This is a genomic window from Pseudomonas sp., assembly GCF_035512415.1.
GTDB lineage: Bacteria > Pseudomonadota > Gammaproteobacteria > Pseudomonadales > Pseudomonadaceae > Aquipseudomonas.
The window spans coordinates 371,105-386,779 of sequence record NZ_DATKDZ010000038.1 but is presented as its reverse complement, the minus strand read 5'-3'; the positions used below and the strand labels follow the sequence as shown (position 1 = coordinate 386,779).

General features: G+C 63.5%; 15 protein-coding genes. 10 read left to right on the top strand and 5 right to left on the bottom strand.

Translation table 11 applies throughout. The features are described from left to right. Positions 1-94: 94 nt before the first annotated feature. The 9 genes from VMP31_RS18985 (at position 95) to VMP31_RS18945 (ending at position 8,585) form a co-directional block, all read left to right on the top strand. The gene (locus VMP31_RS18985; RefSeq protein WP_325509259.1) at positions 95-2,887 is read left to right on the top strand and encodes a monovalent cation/H+ antiporter subunit A; all 2,793 of its coding nucleotides are present in this window, start codon (positions 95-97) and stop codon (positions 2,885-2,887) included. Next, on the top strand, positions 2,887-3,216 hold the full coding sequence (locus VMP31_RS18980; protein ID WP_325509258.1) for a Na+/H+ antiporter subunit C: 330 nt from the start codon (positions 2,887-2,889) through the stop codon (positions 3,214-3,216). The genes VMP31_RS18985 and VMP31_RS18980 overlap by 1 nt, the downstream gene beginning before the upstream one ends. Continuing rightward, complete coding sequence (locus tag VMP31_RS18975; RefSeq protein ID WP_325509257.1) at positions 3,213-4,718, top strand: monovalent cation/H+ antiporter subunit D; 1,506 nt, start codon at positions 3,213-3,215, stop codon at positions 4,716-4,718. Before VMP31_RS18980 ends, VMP31_RS18975 begins: the two co-directional genes overlap by 4 nt. Continuing rightward, positions 4,715-5,227 carry a Na+/H+ antiporter subunit E gene (locus VMP31_RS18970; protein ID WP_325509256.1) on the top strand — a complete coding sequence of 171 codons (513 nt, stop codon included), beginning with the start codon at positions 4,715-4,717 and terminating at the stop codon, positions 5,225-5,227. The genes VMP31_RS18975 and VMP31_RS18970 overlap by 4 nt, the downstream gene beginning before the upstream one ends. Continuing rightward, positions 5,212-5,481: a K+/H+ antiporter subunit F gene (locus VMP31_RS18965; RefSeq protein WP_325509255.1), complete on the top strand. Its 270-nt coding sequence runs from the start codon at positions 5,212-5,214 to the stop codon at positions 5,479-5,481. Before VMP31_RS18970 ends, VMP31_RS18965 begins: the two co-directional genes overlap by 16 nt. Positions 5,482-5,488: 7 nt before the next feature. Continuing rightward, a complete protein-coding gene (locus VMP31_RS18960; protein ID WP_325509254.1) occupies positions 5,489-5,821 on the top strand; it encodes a Na+/H+ antiporter subunit G in 333 nt (110 codons plus the stop codon). Between the two features lie 137 nt (positions 5,822-5,958). Continuing rightward, on the top strand, positions 5,959-6,864 hold the full coding sequence (locus VMP31_RS18955; protein ID WP_325509253.1) for a DMT family transporter: 906 nt from the start codon (positions 5,959-5,961) through the stop codon (positions 6,862-6,864). Positions 6,865-6,874: 10 nt separating this feature from the next. Next, positions 6,875-7,969: a PLP-dependent cysteine synthase family protein gene (locus VMP31_RS18950; RefSeq protein ID WP_325509252.1), complete on the top strand. Its 1,095-nt coding sequence runs from the start codon at positions 6,875-6,877 to the stop codon at positions 7,967-7,969. Positions 7,970-8,072: 103 nt separating this feature from the next. Next, a complete protein-coding gene (locus VMP31_RS18945; RefSeq protein ID WP_325509251.1) occupies positions 8,073-8,585 on the top strand; it encodes a GNAT family N-acetyltransferase in 513 nt (170 codons plus the stop codon). A gap of 50 nt (positions 8,586-8,635) precedes the next feature. Here the strand turns inward: VMP31_RS18945 and VMP31_RS18940 are convergent, their stop codons facing one another. The 3 genes from VMP31_RS18940 to VMP31_RS18930 all read right to left on the bottom strand — a co-directional run bounded on the left by VMP31_RS18940 (position 8,636) and on the right by VMP31_RS18930 (position 12,160). After that, positions 8,636-10,252, bottom strand: a complete 1,617-nt coding sequence (locus VMP31_RS18940; RefSeq protein WP_325509250.1) for an NAD(P)/FAD-dependent oxidoreductase — start codon at positions 10,250-10,252, stop codon at positions 8,636-8,638. Positions 10,253-10,375: 123 nt separating this feature from the next. Beyond that, on the bottom strand, positions 10,376-11,374 hold the full coding sequence (gene gap / locus VMP31_RS18935) for a type I glyceraldehyde-3-phosphate dehydrogenase (protein ID WP_325509249.1): 999 nt from the start codon (positions 11,372-11,374) through the stop codon (positions 10,376-10,378). 114 nt (positions 11,375-11,488) lie between these two features. Beyond that, on the bottom strand, positions 11,489-12,160 hold the full coding sequence (locus tag VMP31_RS18930; protein WP_325509248.1) for a hypothetical protein: 672 nt from the start codon (positions 12,158-12,160) through the stop codon (positions 11,489-11,491). Between the two features lie 233 nt (positions 12,161-12,393). Here VMP31_RS18930 and VMP31_RS18925 point away from each other — a divergent pair, with 233 nt between their 5' ends. Further along, entirely contained in the window at positions 12,394-13,458 is a 1,065-nt protein-coding gene (locus VMP31_RS18925) for a cyclic nucleotide-binding domain-containing protein (RefSeq protein WP_325509247.1), read from the top strand. A 157-nt stretch (positions 13,459-13,615) separates the two neighbouring features. Here the strand turns inward: VMP31_RS18925 and VMP31_RS18920 are convergent, their stop codons facing one another. After that, entirely contained in the window at positions 13,616-14,473 is an 858-nt protein-coding gene (locus tag VMP31_RS18920; RefSeq protein ID WP_325509246.1) for a glycine betaine ABC transporter substrate-binding protein, read from the bottom strand. A 242-nt stretch (positions 14,474-14,715) separates the two neighbouring features. Further along, positions 14,716-15,660 carry a choline ABC transporter substrate-binding protein gene (locus VMP31_RS18915; protein ID WP_325509245.1) on the bottom strand — a complete coding sequence of 315 codons (945 nt, stop codon included), beginning with the start codon at positions 15,658-15,660 and terminating at the stop codon, positions 14,716-14,718. Positions 15,661-15,675 lie beyond the last annotated feature (15 nt).

Sequence of the window (15,675 nt, the reverse complement as noted above, 5' to 3'; positions counted from 1 at the left end):
GTTAAGCGGGCGTAGATCCGTAGCCACACACGCACGCCGAGTCCCGGAAACGGGCGTTGCCGTGCTGGTGGGTTCGCATAAAGAGGTTTCATATATGACGCTTGCGCTGATTATTGCCTTGCCGTTTCTCGGGGCATTGCTCCCCTTGCTGGCAGAGCGCCTGGGCCGTTCGGCGTGTGCTGCGGCGGCCGGGATAGCGCCCTTGACCGCCCTGGTGCTGCTGTTGTCGCAGCAGTCCTCGGTGTTTTCCGGTGAGCTGCTCAAGTTCAAGCTGGAGTGGCTACCGGCCCTGGGCCTGAACCTCAGCCTGCGCCTCGATGGCCTGGGCTTTCTGTTCGCCCTGCTGATTCTCGGCATCGGCCTGCTGGTGATTCTCTACGCGCGTTATTACCTGACGAAACAGGAGCCGATGGGGCGTTTCTTCGCCTTCCTCCTGCTGTTTATGGGTGCCATGCTCGGCGTGGTGCTCTCGGAAAACCTGCTGCTGATGCTGATGTTCTGGGAGCTGACCAGCCTGTCGTCGTTCCTGCTGATCGGCTTCTGGAATTCTCGCTCGGATGCGCGCAAGGGCGCGCGCATGGCCCTGGTGGTGACCGGTGGCGGCGGCCTGGCGCTGCTCGCCGGGATTCTGCTGCTCGGCCATATTGCCGGCAGTTTCGAGCTGTCCCAGGTACTGGCTGCCGGTTATGCGATTCGCGCCCACGAGCTCTACCCGCTGGCGCTGATCCTGGTGCTGCTCGGGGTATTTACCAAGTCGGCACAGTTCCCGTTTCACTTCTGGTTGCCCCACGCGATGGCGGCACCCACCCCGGTGTCGGCCTACCTGCACTCGGCGACCATGGTCAAGGCTGGGGTGTTTCTCCTGGCGCGTCTGTACCCGGCGCTGGCCGGTTCTGAGTGGTGGTTCTATCTGGTCAGCATCACTGGCCTGGTGACCCTGCTGTTCGGGGCCGGCATGGCCCTGTTCCAGCATGATCTCAAGGGCCTGCTGGCGTATTCGACCATCAGCCACCTGGGCCTGATTACCTTGCTGTTCGGCCTCGATACGCGCCTGGCGGCGGTGGCGGCGGTGTTCCATATCATTAACCACGCGACCTTCAAGGCTTCGCTGTTTATGGCTGCGGGGATCATCGACCACGAAACCGGAAGCCGCGATATGCGGCGAATAAACGGCATGTGGAAGTACATGCCCCATACCGCGCTACTGGCCATGGTGGCGGCCTCTGCCATGGCCGGGGTACCGCTGCTCAATGGCTTCCTGAGCAAGGAAATGTTCTTTACCGAAACCCTCAACCAGCACCTGCTGGGCAGCTTCAGCTGGGTGATTCCGGCCGGAGCGACCCTGGCCGGGGTGTTCTCGGTGGCCTATTCGCTGCGCTTTATCCACGACGTGTTCTTCAATGGTGAGCCGATCAACCTGCCGCATTTCCCGCCCCATGAGCCGCCGCGCTATATGAAGGTGCCGGTGGAAGTGCTGGTGTTCCTCTGCCTGCTGGTCGGCATCGTGCCGGCCTACACCGTGGCACCGCTGCTGGCGGTGGCAGCTGCCTCGACTCTGGGCGGGCCGCTGCCCGAGTACAGCCTGTCGATCTGGCACGGCTTTAATCTGCCGCTGCTGATGAGCTTTATCGCCCTGTTCGGCGGCATCCTGGTCTACACCTTCCGCCAGCCGCTGTTCCGCTGGTACGCTGGGCTGCCGCAACTGGATGCCAAACTGGTGTTCGAGACCGCAGTGCAGAAGTTTGTGGCGGTGACCGTGGTGATCACCGGCTTCCTTGAGAATGGCTCTCTACAGCGTTACCTGGCGCTGATTCTGCTGGCCTCGCTGGCGGTGGTGACGGTGGCGCTGGGGCCTCTGTCGAGCCTGCAGGGCCCGCTGGCCATGAGCCCGGTGGATGCGGTCACGGGCCTGAGCATGGGCATGCTGGCGTTGTCGGCGGTGATCACCGTGGTGTTCCACCGTCGTCGCCTGGTGGCCCTGCTGATGCTTAGCGTGGTTGGCCTGCTGGTGGCCCTGGCCTTTGTGCGCTTCTCCGCGCCGGACCTGGCGCTGACCCAGCTGTCGGTGGAAATGGTCACCATGGTGCTGTTGATGCTGGCGCTGTTCTTTCTTCCGGCCACCACGCCGGGCGAATCGAGCAGCCTGCGTGGCCTGCGCGATTTCGTCCTGGCCGGCGGCTTCGGCACCCTGGTGGCGCTGCTGGTTTATGCGGTGCTGAGTCGGCCCTACGAGTCGATCGCCCACTTCTTTATCGACAACAGCGTCTCCGGGGGCGGCGGCACCAACGTGGTCAACGTGATCCTGGTGGACTTCCGCGGCTTCGACACCCTGGGCGAAATCAGCGTGCTGGCCATCGCCGGGGTGGGCATCTATGCCTTGCTTGGCGGTCTGCATCTGTTCCAGCCCAAGCAGGATGCCGAAGGCCATGCCTGGGCGCGGGACCGTCATCCGCTGATCCTAGCCACCCTGTCGCGTCTACTGTTGCCGCTGGCGCTGCTGATCTCCGCGTTTATCTTCCTGCGTGGGCACAACCTGCCGGGCGGCGGCTTTATCGCTGGGCTGATCACCTCGGTGGCGCTGATCCTGCAGTACGTGGCCAATGGCGTGCAGTGGACGCGCTCGCGTCTGCCGCTCAATTACCACCAGATGGCCGGCGGCGGCGTGTTGCTGGCCGGGGCGACCGGACTGGCCAGCTGGCTGTTCGGCTTCCCGTTCCTGACCACCACCTTCGGTCATTTCAATATTCCGCTGGTGGGTGAGGTCGAACTGGCCAGCGCCATGCTCTTCGATTTGGGGGTCTACCTGACCGTGATAGGCGCAACCCTGCTGATTCTGGCCAACCTGGGCAAGCTGACCCAGGACGATGCAGCCAAGGAGGTGCATTGATGGAAGCTCTATTTGCCGTAACCCTGGGCATTCTCACCGCCAGCGGCGTTTACCTGCTGCTGCGCGCACGCACCTTCCCGGTGGTGATGGGCCTGATTTTGCTGTCCTATGCGGTCAACCTGTTCCTGTTCGCCATGGGCCGGCTGAAGACCGGCATGCCGGCGGTGATCGGCCGTAGCGCCGAATACGCCGACCCCTTGCCCCAGGCTCTGGTGCTTACGGCCATCGTCATCGGCTTCGCCATGACCGCATTTATTCTGGTGCTGTCGCTGCGCGGGCTGGGTGAGCTGAAAACCGATCATGTTGATGGCAAGGAGCCCAAAGCATGAATCATGCGTTGATCCTGCCCATACTGTTGCCGATGTTTGCCGGCAGCCTGCTGTTGTTCGCCGCACGTCTGCCACTGAGCCTGCAGCGCCTGCTGTCGGTGCTGTCGACCCTGTCATTGCTGCTGGTCAGCCTGTGGCTGCTGTGCCTGGCCGATGGCGGACAACTGCACAGCTATGCCCTGGGCAACTGGCAGGCACCGTTCGGCATTATCCTGCTGCTCGATCGCCTCAGCGCCCTGATGCTGACGGTCACCGCGGTGTTGGCGCTGTTTGCGGTGCTCTATGCGGTGCGTGGCGACGATACCCGCGGCAGCAACTTCCACGCCCTGTTCCAGTTTCAGTTGATGGGCATCAACGGGGCCTTTCTCACCGGTGACCTGTTCAACCTGTTCGTGTTCTTCGAGATCCTGCTGATCGCCTCCTATGCCTTGCTGCTGCATGGCGGCGGGGGCGAGCGGGTGCGCGCGGGGATTCACTATGTGGTGCTCAACCTGCTGGGCTCGTCGCTGTTCCTGATCGCCGTGGGCATGATGTATGGCATCACCGGCACCCTGAACATGGCCGATCTGGCGGTCAAGGTGGCAGCGGCTTCGGACGATGATGCGGCGCTGTTGGGCGCGGCCGGACTGTTGCTGCTGGTGGTGTTCGGCCTCAAGGCGGCGTTCCTGCCGATGTACTTCTGGTTGCCGCGGGCCTATGCCGCGGCCAGCGCGCCGGTGGCAGCACTGTTCGCGATCATGACCAAGATCGGCCTGTACTCGATCATGCGCGTGTATATCCTGATCTACGGCGAACAGGCCGGCAGCATTGCCAACCTGGCATCCGACTGGCTGTGGCCGCTGGCCCTGCTGACGATAGTCTGCGGGGTGCTCGGCGCGCTGGCGGCGGTTACCCTGCAGGGGCTGCTCGCTTATCTGGTGGTGGTATCGGTGGGCACTCTGCTGGCGGGTATTGCCCTGGGCACCCCCGAGGCCCTGAGCGCGGCGCTGTTCTACCTGGTGCACAGCACCTGGATTACCGGCGCGCTGTTTCTCATCGTCGACCTGATCAGCCGCCAGCGCGGCGAGAAGGCCGGCAGGCTGATACAGGGCCCGGCCTTGTTGCAACCGCTAAGGCTTAGCGCGCTGTTCTTTATTGGCGCTATTGCCATTGCCGGCCTGCCGCCGTTTTCCGGTTTTCTCGGCAAGCTGCTGCTGCTGCGCGCGGTAGAGCCGGGGCTGCAGGCGCTGCTGTTATGGCCGGTGCTGCTGCTCGGCGGCCTGCTGACCCTGGTGGCCCTGAGCCGCGCCGGCAGCACGGTGCTCTGGCGCACCGGGCGCGACGTACTGGGCAGTGCCGAAGGCGATAGCGGGCGCACTGCAGCTGCCGCCGGCTTGCTGCTGATGGTCGTGCTGCTGCTGCCCTTTGCCGCGCCGCTGCTGAGCTATATGGATGCCACGGCGGCGCAGCTGTTCGACCTTGGCCCCTATATGCAACTGGTACCCGCGGGAGAGCCATCATGATCACGGCGTTTACCAACCGCTGGCTGCCACAGCCGCTGCTCAGCCTGTTTCTACTGGCCATCTGGCTGCTGCTGATGAATGACCTTGGCCTCGGTCACTGGCTGCTCGGGGCCTTACTTGGCTGGGCGATTCCGCAGTTGACCCAGGTGTTCTGGGTGCGTCCGCCGCGGCTGTACAAGCCGGTCAAGCTGTGTCTGTTCTTCCTGCGCATTCTCGGCGATATCGTCTTCGCCAACCTGCAGGTGGCCAAACTGATCCTCGGTTCCAGCGCCAAGCTGCGTCCGGCCTTTGTCGAGGTGCCGGTGGAGCTGGAAGACGACCTGGCGCTGACCATGCTCGCCAGCATCGTCTCCCTGACCCCCGGCACCGTTTCCGCCGACCTTAGCGACGACCGCAAGACCCTGCTGGTGCATGGCCTGGATGTGGCCGACGAAGCCGAGCTGATCGCCCAGATCAAGCAACGCTACGAGGCTCCCCTGAAAGAGGTGTTCACATGCTCTACTACGTGATTCCCCTGTGTCTGGCGATCATGACCCTGGCGCTGGTGCTGACCCTGCTGCGCCTGATCAAGGGCCCCGATTTGCCGGACCGGATCCTCGCCTTGGACACCCTGTATATCAACGCCATCGCCCTGATCGTGCTGTTCGGCATCTGGCTGGGCTCGGACCTGTATTTCGAGGCGGCGCTGCTGATCGCCGTCATGGGCTTTGTCGGTACCGTGGCAGTGGCCAAGTATCTGCTACGCGGCGACATCATTGAGTGAGGTTGGCATGAATATTTGGCTTGAAGGCCTGGTAGCGATCAGTCTGCTGATCGGCAGCCTGTTCGCCCTGATCGGAGCCCTGGGGCTGTACCGGCTGCCGGACTTCTATATGCGCCTGCACGGTCCGACCAAGGCCACCACCCTGGGGGTGGGCGGCATGGTGGTGGCTTCGATGGTCTATTTCAGCAGCCAGGGCAATGGCATCAGCCTGCATGAACTGCTGATCACCCTGTTTCTGTTTATCACCGCCCCGGTCAGCGCCCATATGCTGGCCAAGGCCGCCTTGCAGCAGAAGCTGCGCCTGAGCGACAAGACCCGCGGCCGGCCCTGGGACCAGTAAAGCGTCGTAGCCGCGTTGCGTAGCCCGGATGCAATCCGGGTTGCTAGTTCTCAGCTGTCGCACAGTTCGCGCGCCTGACTGTATCTGTCTGCCTCGGGCAAGCCCCTCTACACTCCAGCTTTTAGGTGGAGGTGGCTATGGCCGGGCAGGGCAGGGGTGTGGCGATGATCTGCCTGGTGGTGGCCATGGCGCTGTGGGGCAGTTCCTTTATTGCCCTGAAAGTGGCCTTCACCGAGTTGCCGGCGATGTGGGTGATCTTCGGTCGTATGGCTCTCGGTAGCCTGGTGTTTCTGCTGGCCTGGCGCTGGCGTGGGCAGATGCAGTATCGCGCCGGTGACTGGAAATACCTGCTGGGCCTGGCGGCCTGCGAACCCTGTCTGTATTTCCTCTTCGAAGCCCTGGCCTTGCAGCATACCAGCGCCTCCCAGGCGGGCATGGTCACGGCCTTGCTGCCGCTGCTGGTGGCGGTCGGTGCATTTATCTTCCTGCGTGAACGGATCAGCCGTATCACCTTGGCGGGGTTTCTCCTGGCTCTGATCGGCGCTGTATGGCTGAGCCTGGCCGGTAGCGCCGACGAGCACGCCAGCAACCCTATTCTCGGCAACTTCTACGAGTTGCTCGCGATGCTTTGCGCCATGGGTTACACCCTGCTGCTCAAGCACCTGTCATCGCGCTATTCGCCCTTTCTGCTGACCGCCATGGTGGCTTTTGTCGGCACGATTTTCTTTCTGCCCTTGGCCTGGTTCAGCGCGCCGTTGCCAACCAGTGTCAGCCTGATGGGCCTGGGCGCAGTGGCGTACCTGGGCATTCTGGTCACGGTGGGCGCTTACGGGCTGTACAACTTCGGCGTCAGCCGCCTGCCGGCCAGCCAGGCGTCGGGCTTTACCAACCTGATCCCGGTATTCACCCTGCTGTTCGCCATACTGCTACTGGGCGAAAGCCTGAATGCCGTGCAGATGCTGGCGGCGGGATTGGTGTTCGCCGGCGTGCTGCTAAGCCAGTGGCGGGGCACCCGTGTGGTGCCGGTTGGTGTACTGGATTGAGGAGCAAGGCATGAGCGATACACGAACCTGGGCGCGCGAAGCGATCCGCATTATCGAGGCGGATTTCCAGCGTAGCGCCGACACCCACTTGATCCCTCTGCCGCTGCCCGGTCTGGCGGGCGTCGAGCTGTATTTCAAGGATGAGTCCAGTCACCCCACCGGCAGCCTCAAACATCGCCTGGCCCGTTCGCTGTTTCTCTATGCGCTATGCAACGGCTGGCTCAAGCCCGGCGCGCCGGTGATCGAGGCGTCCAGCGGTTCCACGGCGATTTCCGAAGCCTACTTCGCCCGCCTGCTGGGCCTGCCCTTTATTGCGGTGATGCCCGCCAGCACCTCGAAGGAGAAGATCGCGCAGATCGCTTTCTACGGTGGGCAGAGCCATCTGGTGCAGGACCCGACACAGATCTACGCCGAGTCCGAGCGCCTGGCGCGCGAGAGCGGCGGGCACTTTATGGACCAGTTCACCTACGCTGAGCGCGCCACTGACTGGCGCGCCAACAACAATATTGCCGAGTCGATCTTCCAACAGCTGCGCAGCGAGCGCTTTCCCGAGCCGAGCTGGCTGGTTTCCAGTCCTGGCACCGGCGGCACCCTGGCGACCCTGGGGCGTTATGTGCGCTATCGCCGCCACAGCACCCAGGTGCTGTGCGCCGATGCCGAACGCTCGGTGTTTTTCGATTACTACCGTACTGGCGATGCCAGCTTGTGCCTGAATCATGGCTCGCGTATCGAAGGCATCGGTCGGCCACGGGTCGAGGCGTCTTTTCTGCCGTCGGTGATCGACGCCATGTGCAAGGTGCCGGATGCCTTGTCCCTGGCGGCCATGCATTACCTGGCGCAGCGTCTGGGCCGACGCGTCGGTGGCTCTAGCGGCACCAATTTGATTGGCGCGCTGCTGGTCGCCCAGCAGATGGTCGCCGCCGGCGAATCCGGTTCGGTGGTGGCGATTCTCTGCGACGGCGGCGAGCGCTATGCCGGCAGCTATTACGACGACAGCTGGCTTAGCGCTCAGGGTTTCGACCTGGCCCCGTTGATCGCAGCCATCGCCGATTGCGCTGAACGCGGCGAGCCCCTGCCGGGCGACTTGCCAATGGCTGGCCTGTAGCCCGTAGCCCGGATGAAATCCGGGGGCGATGTCCGGCACAAAAACACTCCCGGATTGCATCCGGGCTACAAGAGCCGAGGGTTTCCTGAATCAGGGAGGATAAATGAGCGTTTTTGCAATACGCCAAGCACAGGCTCAGGACATCGCCGGGATGTGTGCGCTGATCTTCGAGCACGGCCCCAATCCCTGGAATTACTTGCCCGAGGTCGAAGTGCGCGAGCATCTGCAGGCTATCGCCCAGGGTTCGGTGCAGGCGCTATTGGTCGAGCGCGGGGGCGAGCAGCTAGGCTTTGTCAGCTACCAGCTATCCAGGTACTTCGCGCGCTATCAGCCTGAGGCGCGCCGCGGCCAATTGCACGGCTATATCTGCGAAGCCGTGATCCATCGTGATATGGCCGGGCAAGGGTTGGGCTCGTGGTTGTTGCAGCAAGCGGTGCTGCAGCTGGGCGAGCAGGGCGTGGCCGATATCTATATCGACCGCCATGAAGAGAACGCCGCTTCGGCTGGGATGATGCGCAAGGCTGGGTTTGTCGAGATTGAAACCTACGCCGATCCCGAACGCCGCCCCAATGGCTCGCGGCGCACCACGGTTTGTCACTTGCAGGTGCACCTGTAAGCGACAGGTTCCATGGCTTTTTGCGGGTGTGCACGGTGCCCCCTGCGGGATCAGGCCTCGGCGATACCCAGTATGTCGCGAATCAGCGCTTCGGCCACGCGAATGCCATCGACCCCGGCGGAGAGAATGCCGCCGGCGTAACCTGCGCCTTCGCCCGCCGGGTACAGGCCCTTGACGTTAAGGCTCTGCATATCCGCGCCGCGGGTAATGCGCAGCGGCGAGGAGGTGCGGGTTTCGATGCCGGTCAGCACCGCGTCATGCAGGTCGAAACCCTTGATCTGCTTGCCGAAGGCCGGCAGCGCTTCGCGGATGGCCTCGATGGCAAAATCCGGCAGCGCCAAAGCCAGGTCACCGAGCTTGATCCCCGGTTTATACGACGGCTCGACGCTGCCCAGTTCCGTAGACGGCTTGCCGGCAATAAAGTCGCCGACCAGTTGCCCTGGTGCTTCGTAGGTACTGCCGCCGAGCAGATAGGCTTGGGATTCCAGGCGCTCCTGCAACTCCACACCGGCCAGCGGGCCACCCGGATAATCCTGCTCCGGGGTGATGCCGACGACGATGCCGGCGTTGGCATTACGCTCGTTACGCGAGTACTGGCTCATGCCGTTGGTCACCACGCGGTTCGGCTCCGAGGTGGCGGCGACCACGGTGCCGCCTGGGCACATGCAGAAGCTGTAGACCGAGCGACCGTTCTTGGCGTGGTGCACCAGTTTGTAATCCGCAGCACCGAGCTTGGGGTGGCCGGCGTATTTGCCCAGGCGGGCGCGGTCGATCAGACCTTGCGGGTGCTCGATACGAAAGCCCACCGAGAACGGCTTGGCTTCCATAAATACCTCGCGCTTGTGCAGCATGCGGAAGGTGTCACGCGAACTGTGGCCGAGCGCGAGGATCACATGACGGCTAAGCAACTGCTCGCCGCTGTCCAGTACCACGCCCTGTAACTGACCGTTCTCGATCAATACGTCGCTGACCCGCTGCTGGAAGCGCACTTCACCGCCCAGGGCCTTGATCTCTTCGCGCATGGTGGCGACCACGCCGGTGAGGCGGAAGGTGCCGATATGCGGCTTGCTGACGTAGAGAATCTCGTCCGGCGCGCCGGCCTTGACGAACTCATGCAGCACCTTGCGGCCCAGGTGTTTGGGGTCCTTGATCTGGCTGTACAGCTTGCCGTCGGAGAAGGTGCCAGCGCCGCCTTCGCCGAACTGTACGTTGGACTCGGGGTTGAGCACATTCTTGCGCCACAGGCCCCAGGTGTCTTTGGTGCGCTGGCGCACTTCGGTGCCGCGTTCCAGCACGATGGGCCGCAAACCCGCCTGGGCGAGGATCAGCGCGGCGAAAATCCCGCATGGGCCAAAGCCGACTACCAGCGGACGCTCTGCGAGGTTCTCGGTGGTGTGACCGGCAGGTTTGTAGGCGGTATCCGGGGTGACGCTGATATGGCGGTCATCGCTGAATTTGGCCAGCAGCGCCGCTTCATCGCGCAGGTCGCAGTCGATGGTGTAGATAAAGTGCATTTCGCTGGATTTCTTGCGCGCATCGTAGCTGCGCTTGAACAGGCTGAAGTCGAGCAACTCGCTGTCTTCGATCCCCAGACGCTGGACAATGGCCGGGCGCAGGGCCTCGTCGGGATGGTCGAGGGGCAGCTTGAGTTCGGTGATGCGGAGCATGGGGCAATTCCAGAATCAGGGCCGGAGGCAACCCGGCAGCTTGTAAAGGCGGCGATTATAAACCGGTTCGGCCGCATCTGCTGTGCTGGACGGGGGCGTACGGTGCGCCTAGCGGGCGGGTTCTCAGGGATGGGTCCAGGCCAGCATCACATCGAGCATGCGATTGGCGAAGGCCCATTCGTTGTCGTACCAGGCCAGTACCTTGACCAGGTCACCCTGCACCCGGGTGTGGTTAAGGTCGACCACGCAGGACAGCGGATGGCCATTGAAGTCGCTGGATACCAGCGGCAGTTCGCTGCACTCCATCACCCCGGCCGGCAACTGTTGCGCGGCCTGTTGCAGGGCAGCATTGATCGCCTCGCGGCTGCTCGGGCGCTCGCAGGTGAAGGTCAGGTCGAGCAACGACACGTTGGGCGTTGGCACCCGTACCGAGAGGCCGTCCAGGCGTCCGGCCAGTTCCGGCAGGACCAGGCCGATGGTCTTGGCCGCACCGGTGCTGGTGGGGATCATCGACAGTGCGGCGGCGCGGGCGCGGTAGAGGTCGCTGTGGGCCTTGTCCAGCAGGTTCTGGTCGTTGGTGTAGGCGTGGATGGTATTGACCAGGCCCTGGCGAATGCCCACCGCCCGGTGCAGCGCCTGGGCCAGGGGAGCCAGGCAGTTGGTGGTGCAGGAGGCGTTGGAGACGATCTGCTGGCTGCCCAGCAGCTCATGGTTGACGCCATAAACCACGGTCAGGTCGGCGCTCTCCAGCGGGTGGGAAAGCAGTACCCGGGGGCTGCCGGCGGTCAGGTGCTGTTCTACCTGGGCGCGTTTTTTCAGCTTGCCGGTGCATTCCAGCACCAGGTCGATGCCGTGCTGCTGCCAGGGCAGGTTGATTACCTCGCGTTCGCACAGCAGCTGGATGGGGTGGCCATTGATTTGCAGCCGATCGCCCTGCAGGTCGATCTGCCCGGCAAAGCGGCCGAAGGTGGAGTCGAAGCGGGTCAGGTGGGCGAGGGTGGCCGGGTCGCCGAGGTCGTTGATCGCGCAGAGGTGGATCTTCTGCTGCAGGTCGCGCTCGAAGAGCGCGCGCACCAGGCAGCGGCCGATGCGTCCATATCCGTTGATGGCAATGCGCAACATGGCGGTATCCCTTGGGCTGAGTTTCTATCAGCTTAGGTCAGGGGCGCGCGGTGCAGGGCAAAAGCTCGGGGCAGGCGGCGCTGGTCGCGACGGCGTCTGCCCCGGCGCGGCTTGTCAGTCGTTGCGTGCGCCGCCGAAAGAGGCGCAGCCGCGCAGCACTTTACCGTTCAGGCGTAACTCGGCGCTCAGGTGCTGCACGGTGCCGCTCATGCTGTCGACGCAGCGTTGCGGGGCGACCCACAGCTCCAGACGCTCGCCATTGGCTTCGCTGCTCAGGTTGAAGCGGCCTTCCGGCAGTTGCTCCTCCAGATAGGGCAGGGCCAGCGGTTCCTGGTCGGGGCGGTCGAGGACCAGGCCGCGGGTGCTGACCAGCACGCTCCAGCCCGGCTCCTGGCCGTTGGCGCGCAGGCTGCTGCGCTTGAAATTGAGGTCTTTGCAGCCCGGGCCTTCGGCTTGCAGGCGGTAGACCTGGCTGGGCACAAACTTGCCGTCGAGGCCGGCTTCGGGCGTGGCGCTCAGCTGGCCGCGCAGGTCGACAAACAGGCTGCTCGCGCCGTCGCTCAGCAGCCCGGCGGCTTCGCGATCGATGTCAGTGTTGCCGTCATCGGCAATCACAAAGCGGCGTTGTTCCTGGCAGGGGCGCAACAGCAGCTGACCGTTCTGCAGGCTGAGTTCGCCCTGCAGACGGGTGGCCGCCACGCTTTTGGGGGCGGGCTGCGGGGTAAAAACCTGGCAGCTGGCGAGCAGGGGCACCAGGGCGGCGCAAAGGTAGGGGCTGAAACGCATGCGGACTCTCCTGAGTAAGGCCGCACACGTTACTCAGGCCACCGTGCGATCACAAGGGCGCAGCAGGGGTGGGGCAATTCGGCAGGGTAGCGGCGGGGCGAATATGGCCTTGTGCCATCGGACGAAATGACCGTCCTGATAACGGCTGCTGAACTAGGGTAAATAAGTGGCTCGCTTGCTGCGCCTGATCGACGACCCAGCCTGCGCCTGCCGCCTGAGTGGAGGGCTTTACCATGAACAACGCTGCACCTAGGCTGACGCTGGAGCTGTTGCTGCGCTTCAGTCCGTTCGATTTTCTCAGCCCGCAATACCAGCAGCAGGCGCTGGATAGCCTGCAATATGTGCAGCGCAAGGCCGGTACCCCGCTGTTCAAGCGGGGCGAGAAGTCTCTGGCGCTGTATTACCTGCTGCACGGTCAGGTCGGTGTGGGCGAAGAGGGGGCGCGTCAACCGCTGCTGGCCGGTAGCCTGGAGGCCTGCCATGCCCTCAACGAAGCTCAGCCGCAGTTGCAAACGGTGGTGGCGCAGAGCGACGTGACCCTCTTCGCCCTGGAGCGCGGCCTGCTTGAGCGCCTGTTGAACTGGAGTCAGAGCGCCGATTACGGGGTGATCAGCCTGGATGGGGCGACTGAGGAGGAGCCCGGCCAGGATGACTGGCTGGCCAAGCTGCTGTGCTCGCCGTTGTTCGGCCGGCTGCCACCTGCTCACCTGCATACCTTGCTGGGGCGCTTTGTATTTACCGAGGTCAAGGCCGGCCAGGCCGTGGTGCGTTATGGCGAGCCCGGTGAACACTTCTATGTGCTCAAGCGCGGCCGCGCTGCGGTAACCCTGCCATCGGCCTATGAAGAGGGGCCGCGGCAGATTCTGCAGACCGGGGATTTCTTCGGTGAGGAAGCGTTGGTCAGTGGCGCGGTGCGTTCGGCCACCGTGACCATGCTCGAGGACGGTGTGCTGGCGAGCCTGGAGCGCGAGCTGTTTGTCGAGCTGGTTCACCCCGCGCTGATCCCGCAGATCAGCCCCGAGCAGTTGCAGCAGATGACCCGACTCGGCCAGCGCGCCTGTCTGCTGCTGGATGTGCGCCTGCCCTTCGAATACCGCCAGGGTCACCAGATGGGCAGCATCAGCCTGCCGGTGGCCAACCTGCGCACCCATGCCAGCAGCCTGGAGCCGAACACCCTCTATGCGGTGACGCCGGAAGGTGGGATCCGCAGCGAACTGGCGGTGCACCTGCTCAATCAGCTGGGTTTCGAGGCCTATCTGCTCACCGAGCCACCCGGACAGCCCACGGTGGCGGCCTGAAAAGGCGACGGGCAGTAACGTGTGAGCGCCAGCCGCTTGCAGCAAGCAGCCAGCCTTGGTGCACGCAGCGCACTCTACCGGTGGCACGGTGGTTGACGGGGAGATAGCCATAAAAAAACGGGCCGAAGCCCGTTTTTGTCACGCGTGGTAAGGGCTCTTAGTTGAGCCAGCTAGCTACGCGCTCCGGGTTGGCGGCGATCCAGTCCTTGGCGGCCTGTTCGGGTTTGGCACCTTCGGTGATGGCCAGCATCACGGCACCGACTTCTTCGCCGCTCCAGGAGAATTTCTTCAGGAAGGCGGCAGCGTCGGCGGCTTTGGTTTCCAGGCTCGGGTGGGCGACGGTGTCGACATGCTCGGCCGCGCCGAAGACGTTTTGCGGGTCTTCGAGGAAGCGCAGTTTCCACTTGGCGAACATCCAGTGCGGAATCCAGCTGGTCACCACGATCGGCTTCTTGGCGCTTTCGGCGCGGGTCAGGGCGATGGCCATGGCCGGACCGGAGCTGGGCATCAGTTTGTAGTCGAGTTTGTAGGCAGTGATGGACTCTTCGGCGCGGCGCATCACCCCGGCCCCGGCGTCGATGCCAGTGATCTTGCCGTCGAAGGCCTGGGTGTGATCGTTGAGATCGGCGATGCTTTTGGCTTCGACATAGTCGGGTACCACCAGGCCGATTTTCGCGCCCTCGTAGTTGGTGCCGAGCACCGTGACCTTGTCCTTGAGCTTCTCAAAGTATTCGCCGTGGGTGGCGGGCAGCCAAGCGGAAAGGGTGACGTCGAGGTCGCCGCGAGCCACGCCTTGCCACATGATGGCCGGCTCCACCGGTTTCAGCTCGACCGTGTAGCCAAGCTTGCTGCGCAGGATCTCGCCGGCGACATGGGTGGCGGCGACGCTGTCGTCCCAGCCGTTGACGTAGCCGATCTTCAGGCTGGGTTTGTCCGCCGCCATGGCGGTGCTCATGCCCAGGGCCAGGGCGGCGACGCCGAGGCCTTGCAGACACAGGTTCTTCAAATTACGCATAGGTGTACTCCATCAGTGAGAGTGGCAGTGCGGTTGCGTTACTGGCGCGTTCTTCTTGCGGGCCTAGCGGGTAAACATGGTGGTGTCGCTTGTCGGTCGTCCTGTCCGGTTGTGTGCCGCGAGGTAAATCGCGGGTGCAGCAAACCAGGCGATGGCCGTGTGGCCTCGCTGGTTGAGTTGCTAATAAGCTGGCTTGGTTAACCGCGCAGCCCGCAGATCACTAGGGCGGCGCGGTGTTTGGCTTACAGGCCGACGTGCTTCTTCACCGCGGCGATGCCATCCTGGCCATCATAGGTGGTGACGCCGTCCAGCCACTGCTCGAGGATCGCCGGGTTGGCCTTGATCCACTCGGCGGCCACTGTGGTCGGGTTCTGTTTTTCCAGAACCTTTTCCATCAGCTGGCTTTCGATTTCCACGGTGAACTGCAGGTTGTTCAGCATCTTGCCGACGTTGGCGCAGCGCGCTTCGTAATCCGGTGGTACCACGGTGTAGACCTTGGCCGCGCCGTAGTCGGGGCCGAACACGTCATCGCCGCCTTCCAGGTAGGTGATGTCGAACTGGGTGTTCATCGGGTGCGGGGCCCAGCCGAGGAATACCGCCGGCTCGTTCTTGCGCACCGCGCGCTGCAGTTGCACCAGCATGCCGGCTTCGCTGGACTCGATCATCTTGAACTCGCCGAGGCCGAACTGGTTGCTTTTGATCATGCCGTCAATCAGCAGGTTGCCGTCATTGCCTGGCTCGATACCGAAGATCTTGCCGTCCAGCTGATCCTTGAACTTGGCGATATCGGCAAAGCTCTTCAGCCCGGCTTCGGCGGCGTAGGTCGGTACGGCCAGGGTGTACTTGGCCCCTTCGAGGTTGGCCTTGGGCAGCACCTTGACCCCGCCATCCTTGGTGAACGGCTCGATTACGGCGTCCATCGAGGGAGCCCAGTAGCCGAGGAATACGTCGATCTGGCCGCTTTTCACCCCGGTAAAGGCGATGGGCACCGAGGCCATGATCTTGCGGGTCTTGTAGCCCAGGCCTTCGCTGAGGGTCATGGCCACGCCGGTGGTGGCGGCGATATCGGCCCAGCCGATTTCGGCGAAACGCACCATCTGGCAGCTTTCCGGTTCCTGGGCCCAGGCGCTCTGCAGCAGCGCTGCCGATAGTAGGCTGACACCTGCGAGGGTTTTTATGCTTTTCATCTGCGATTCCCTGTG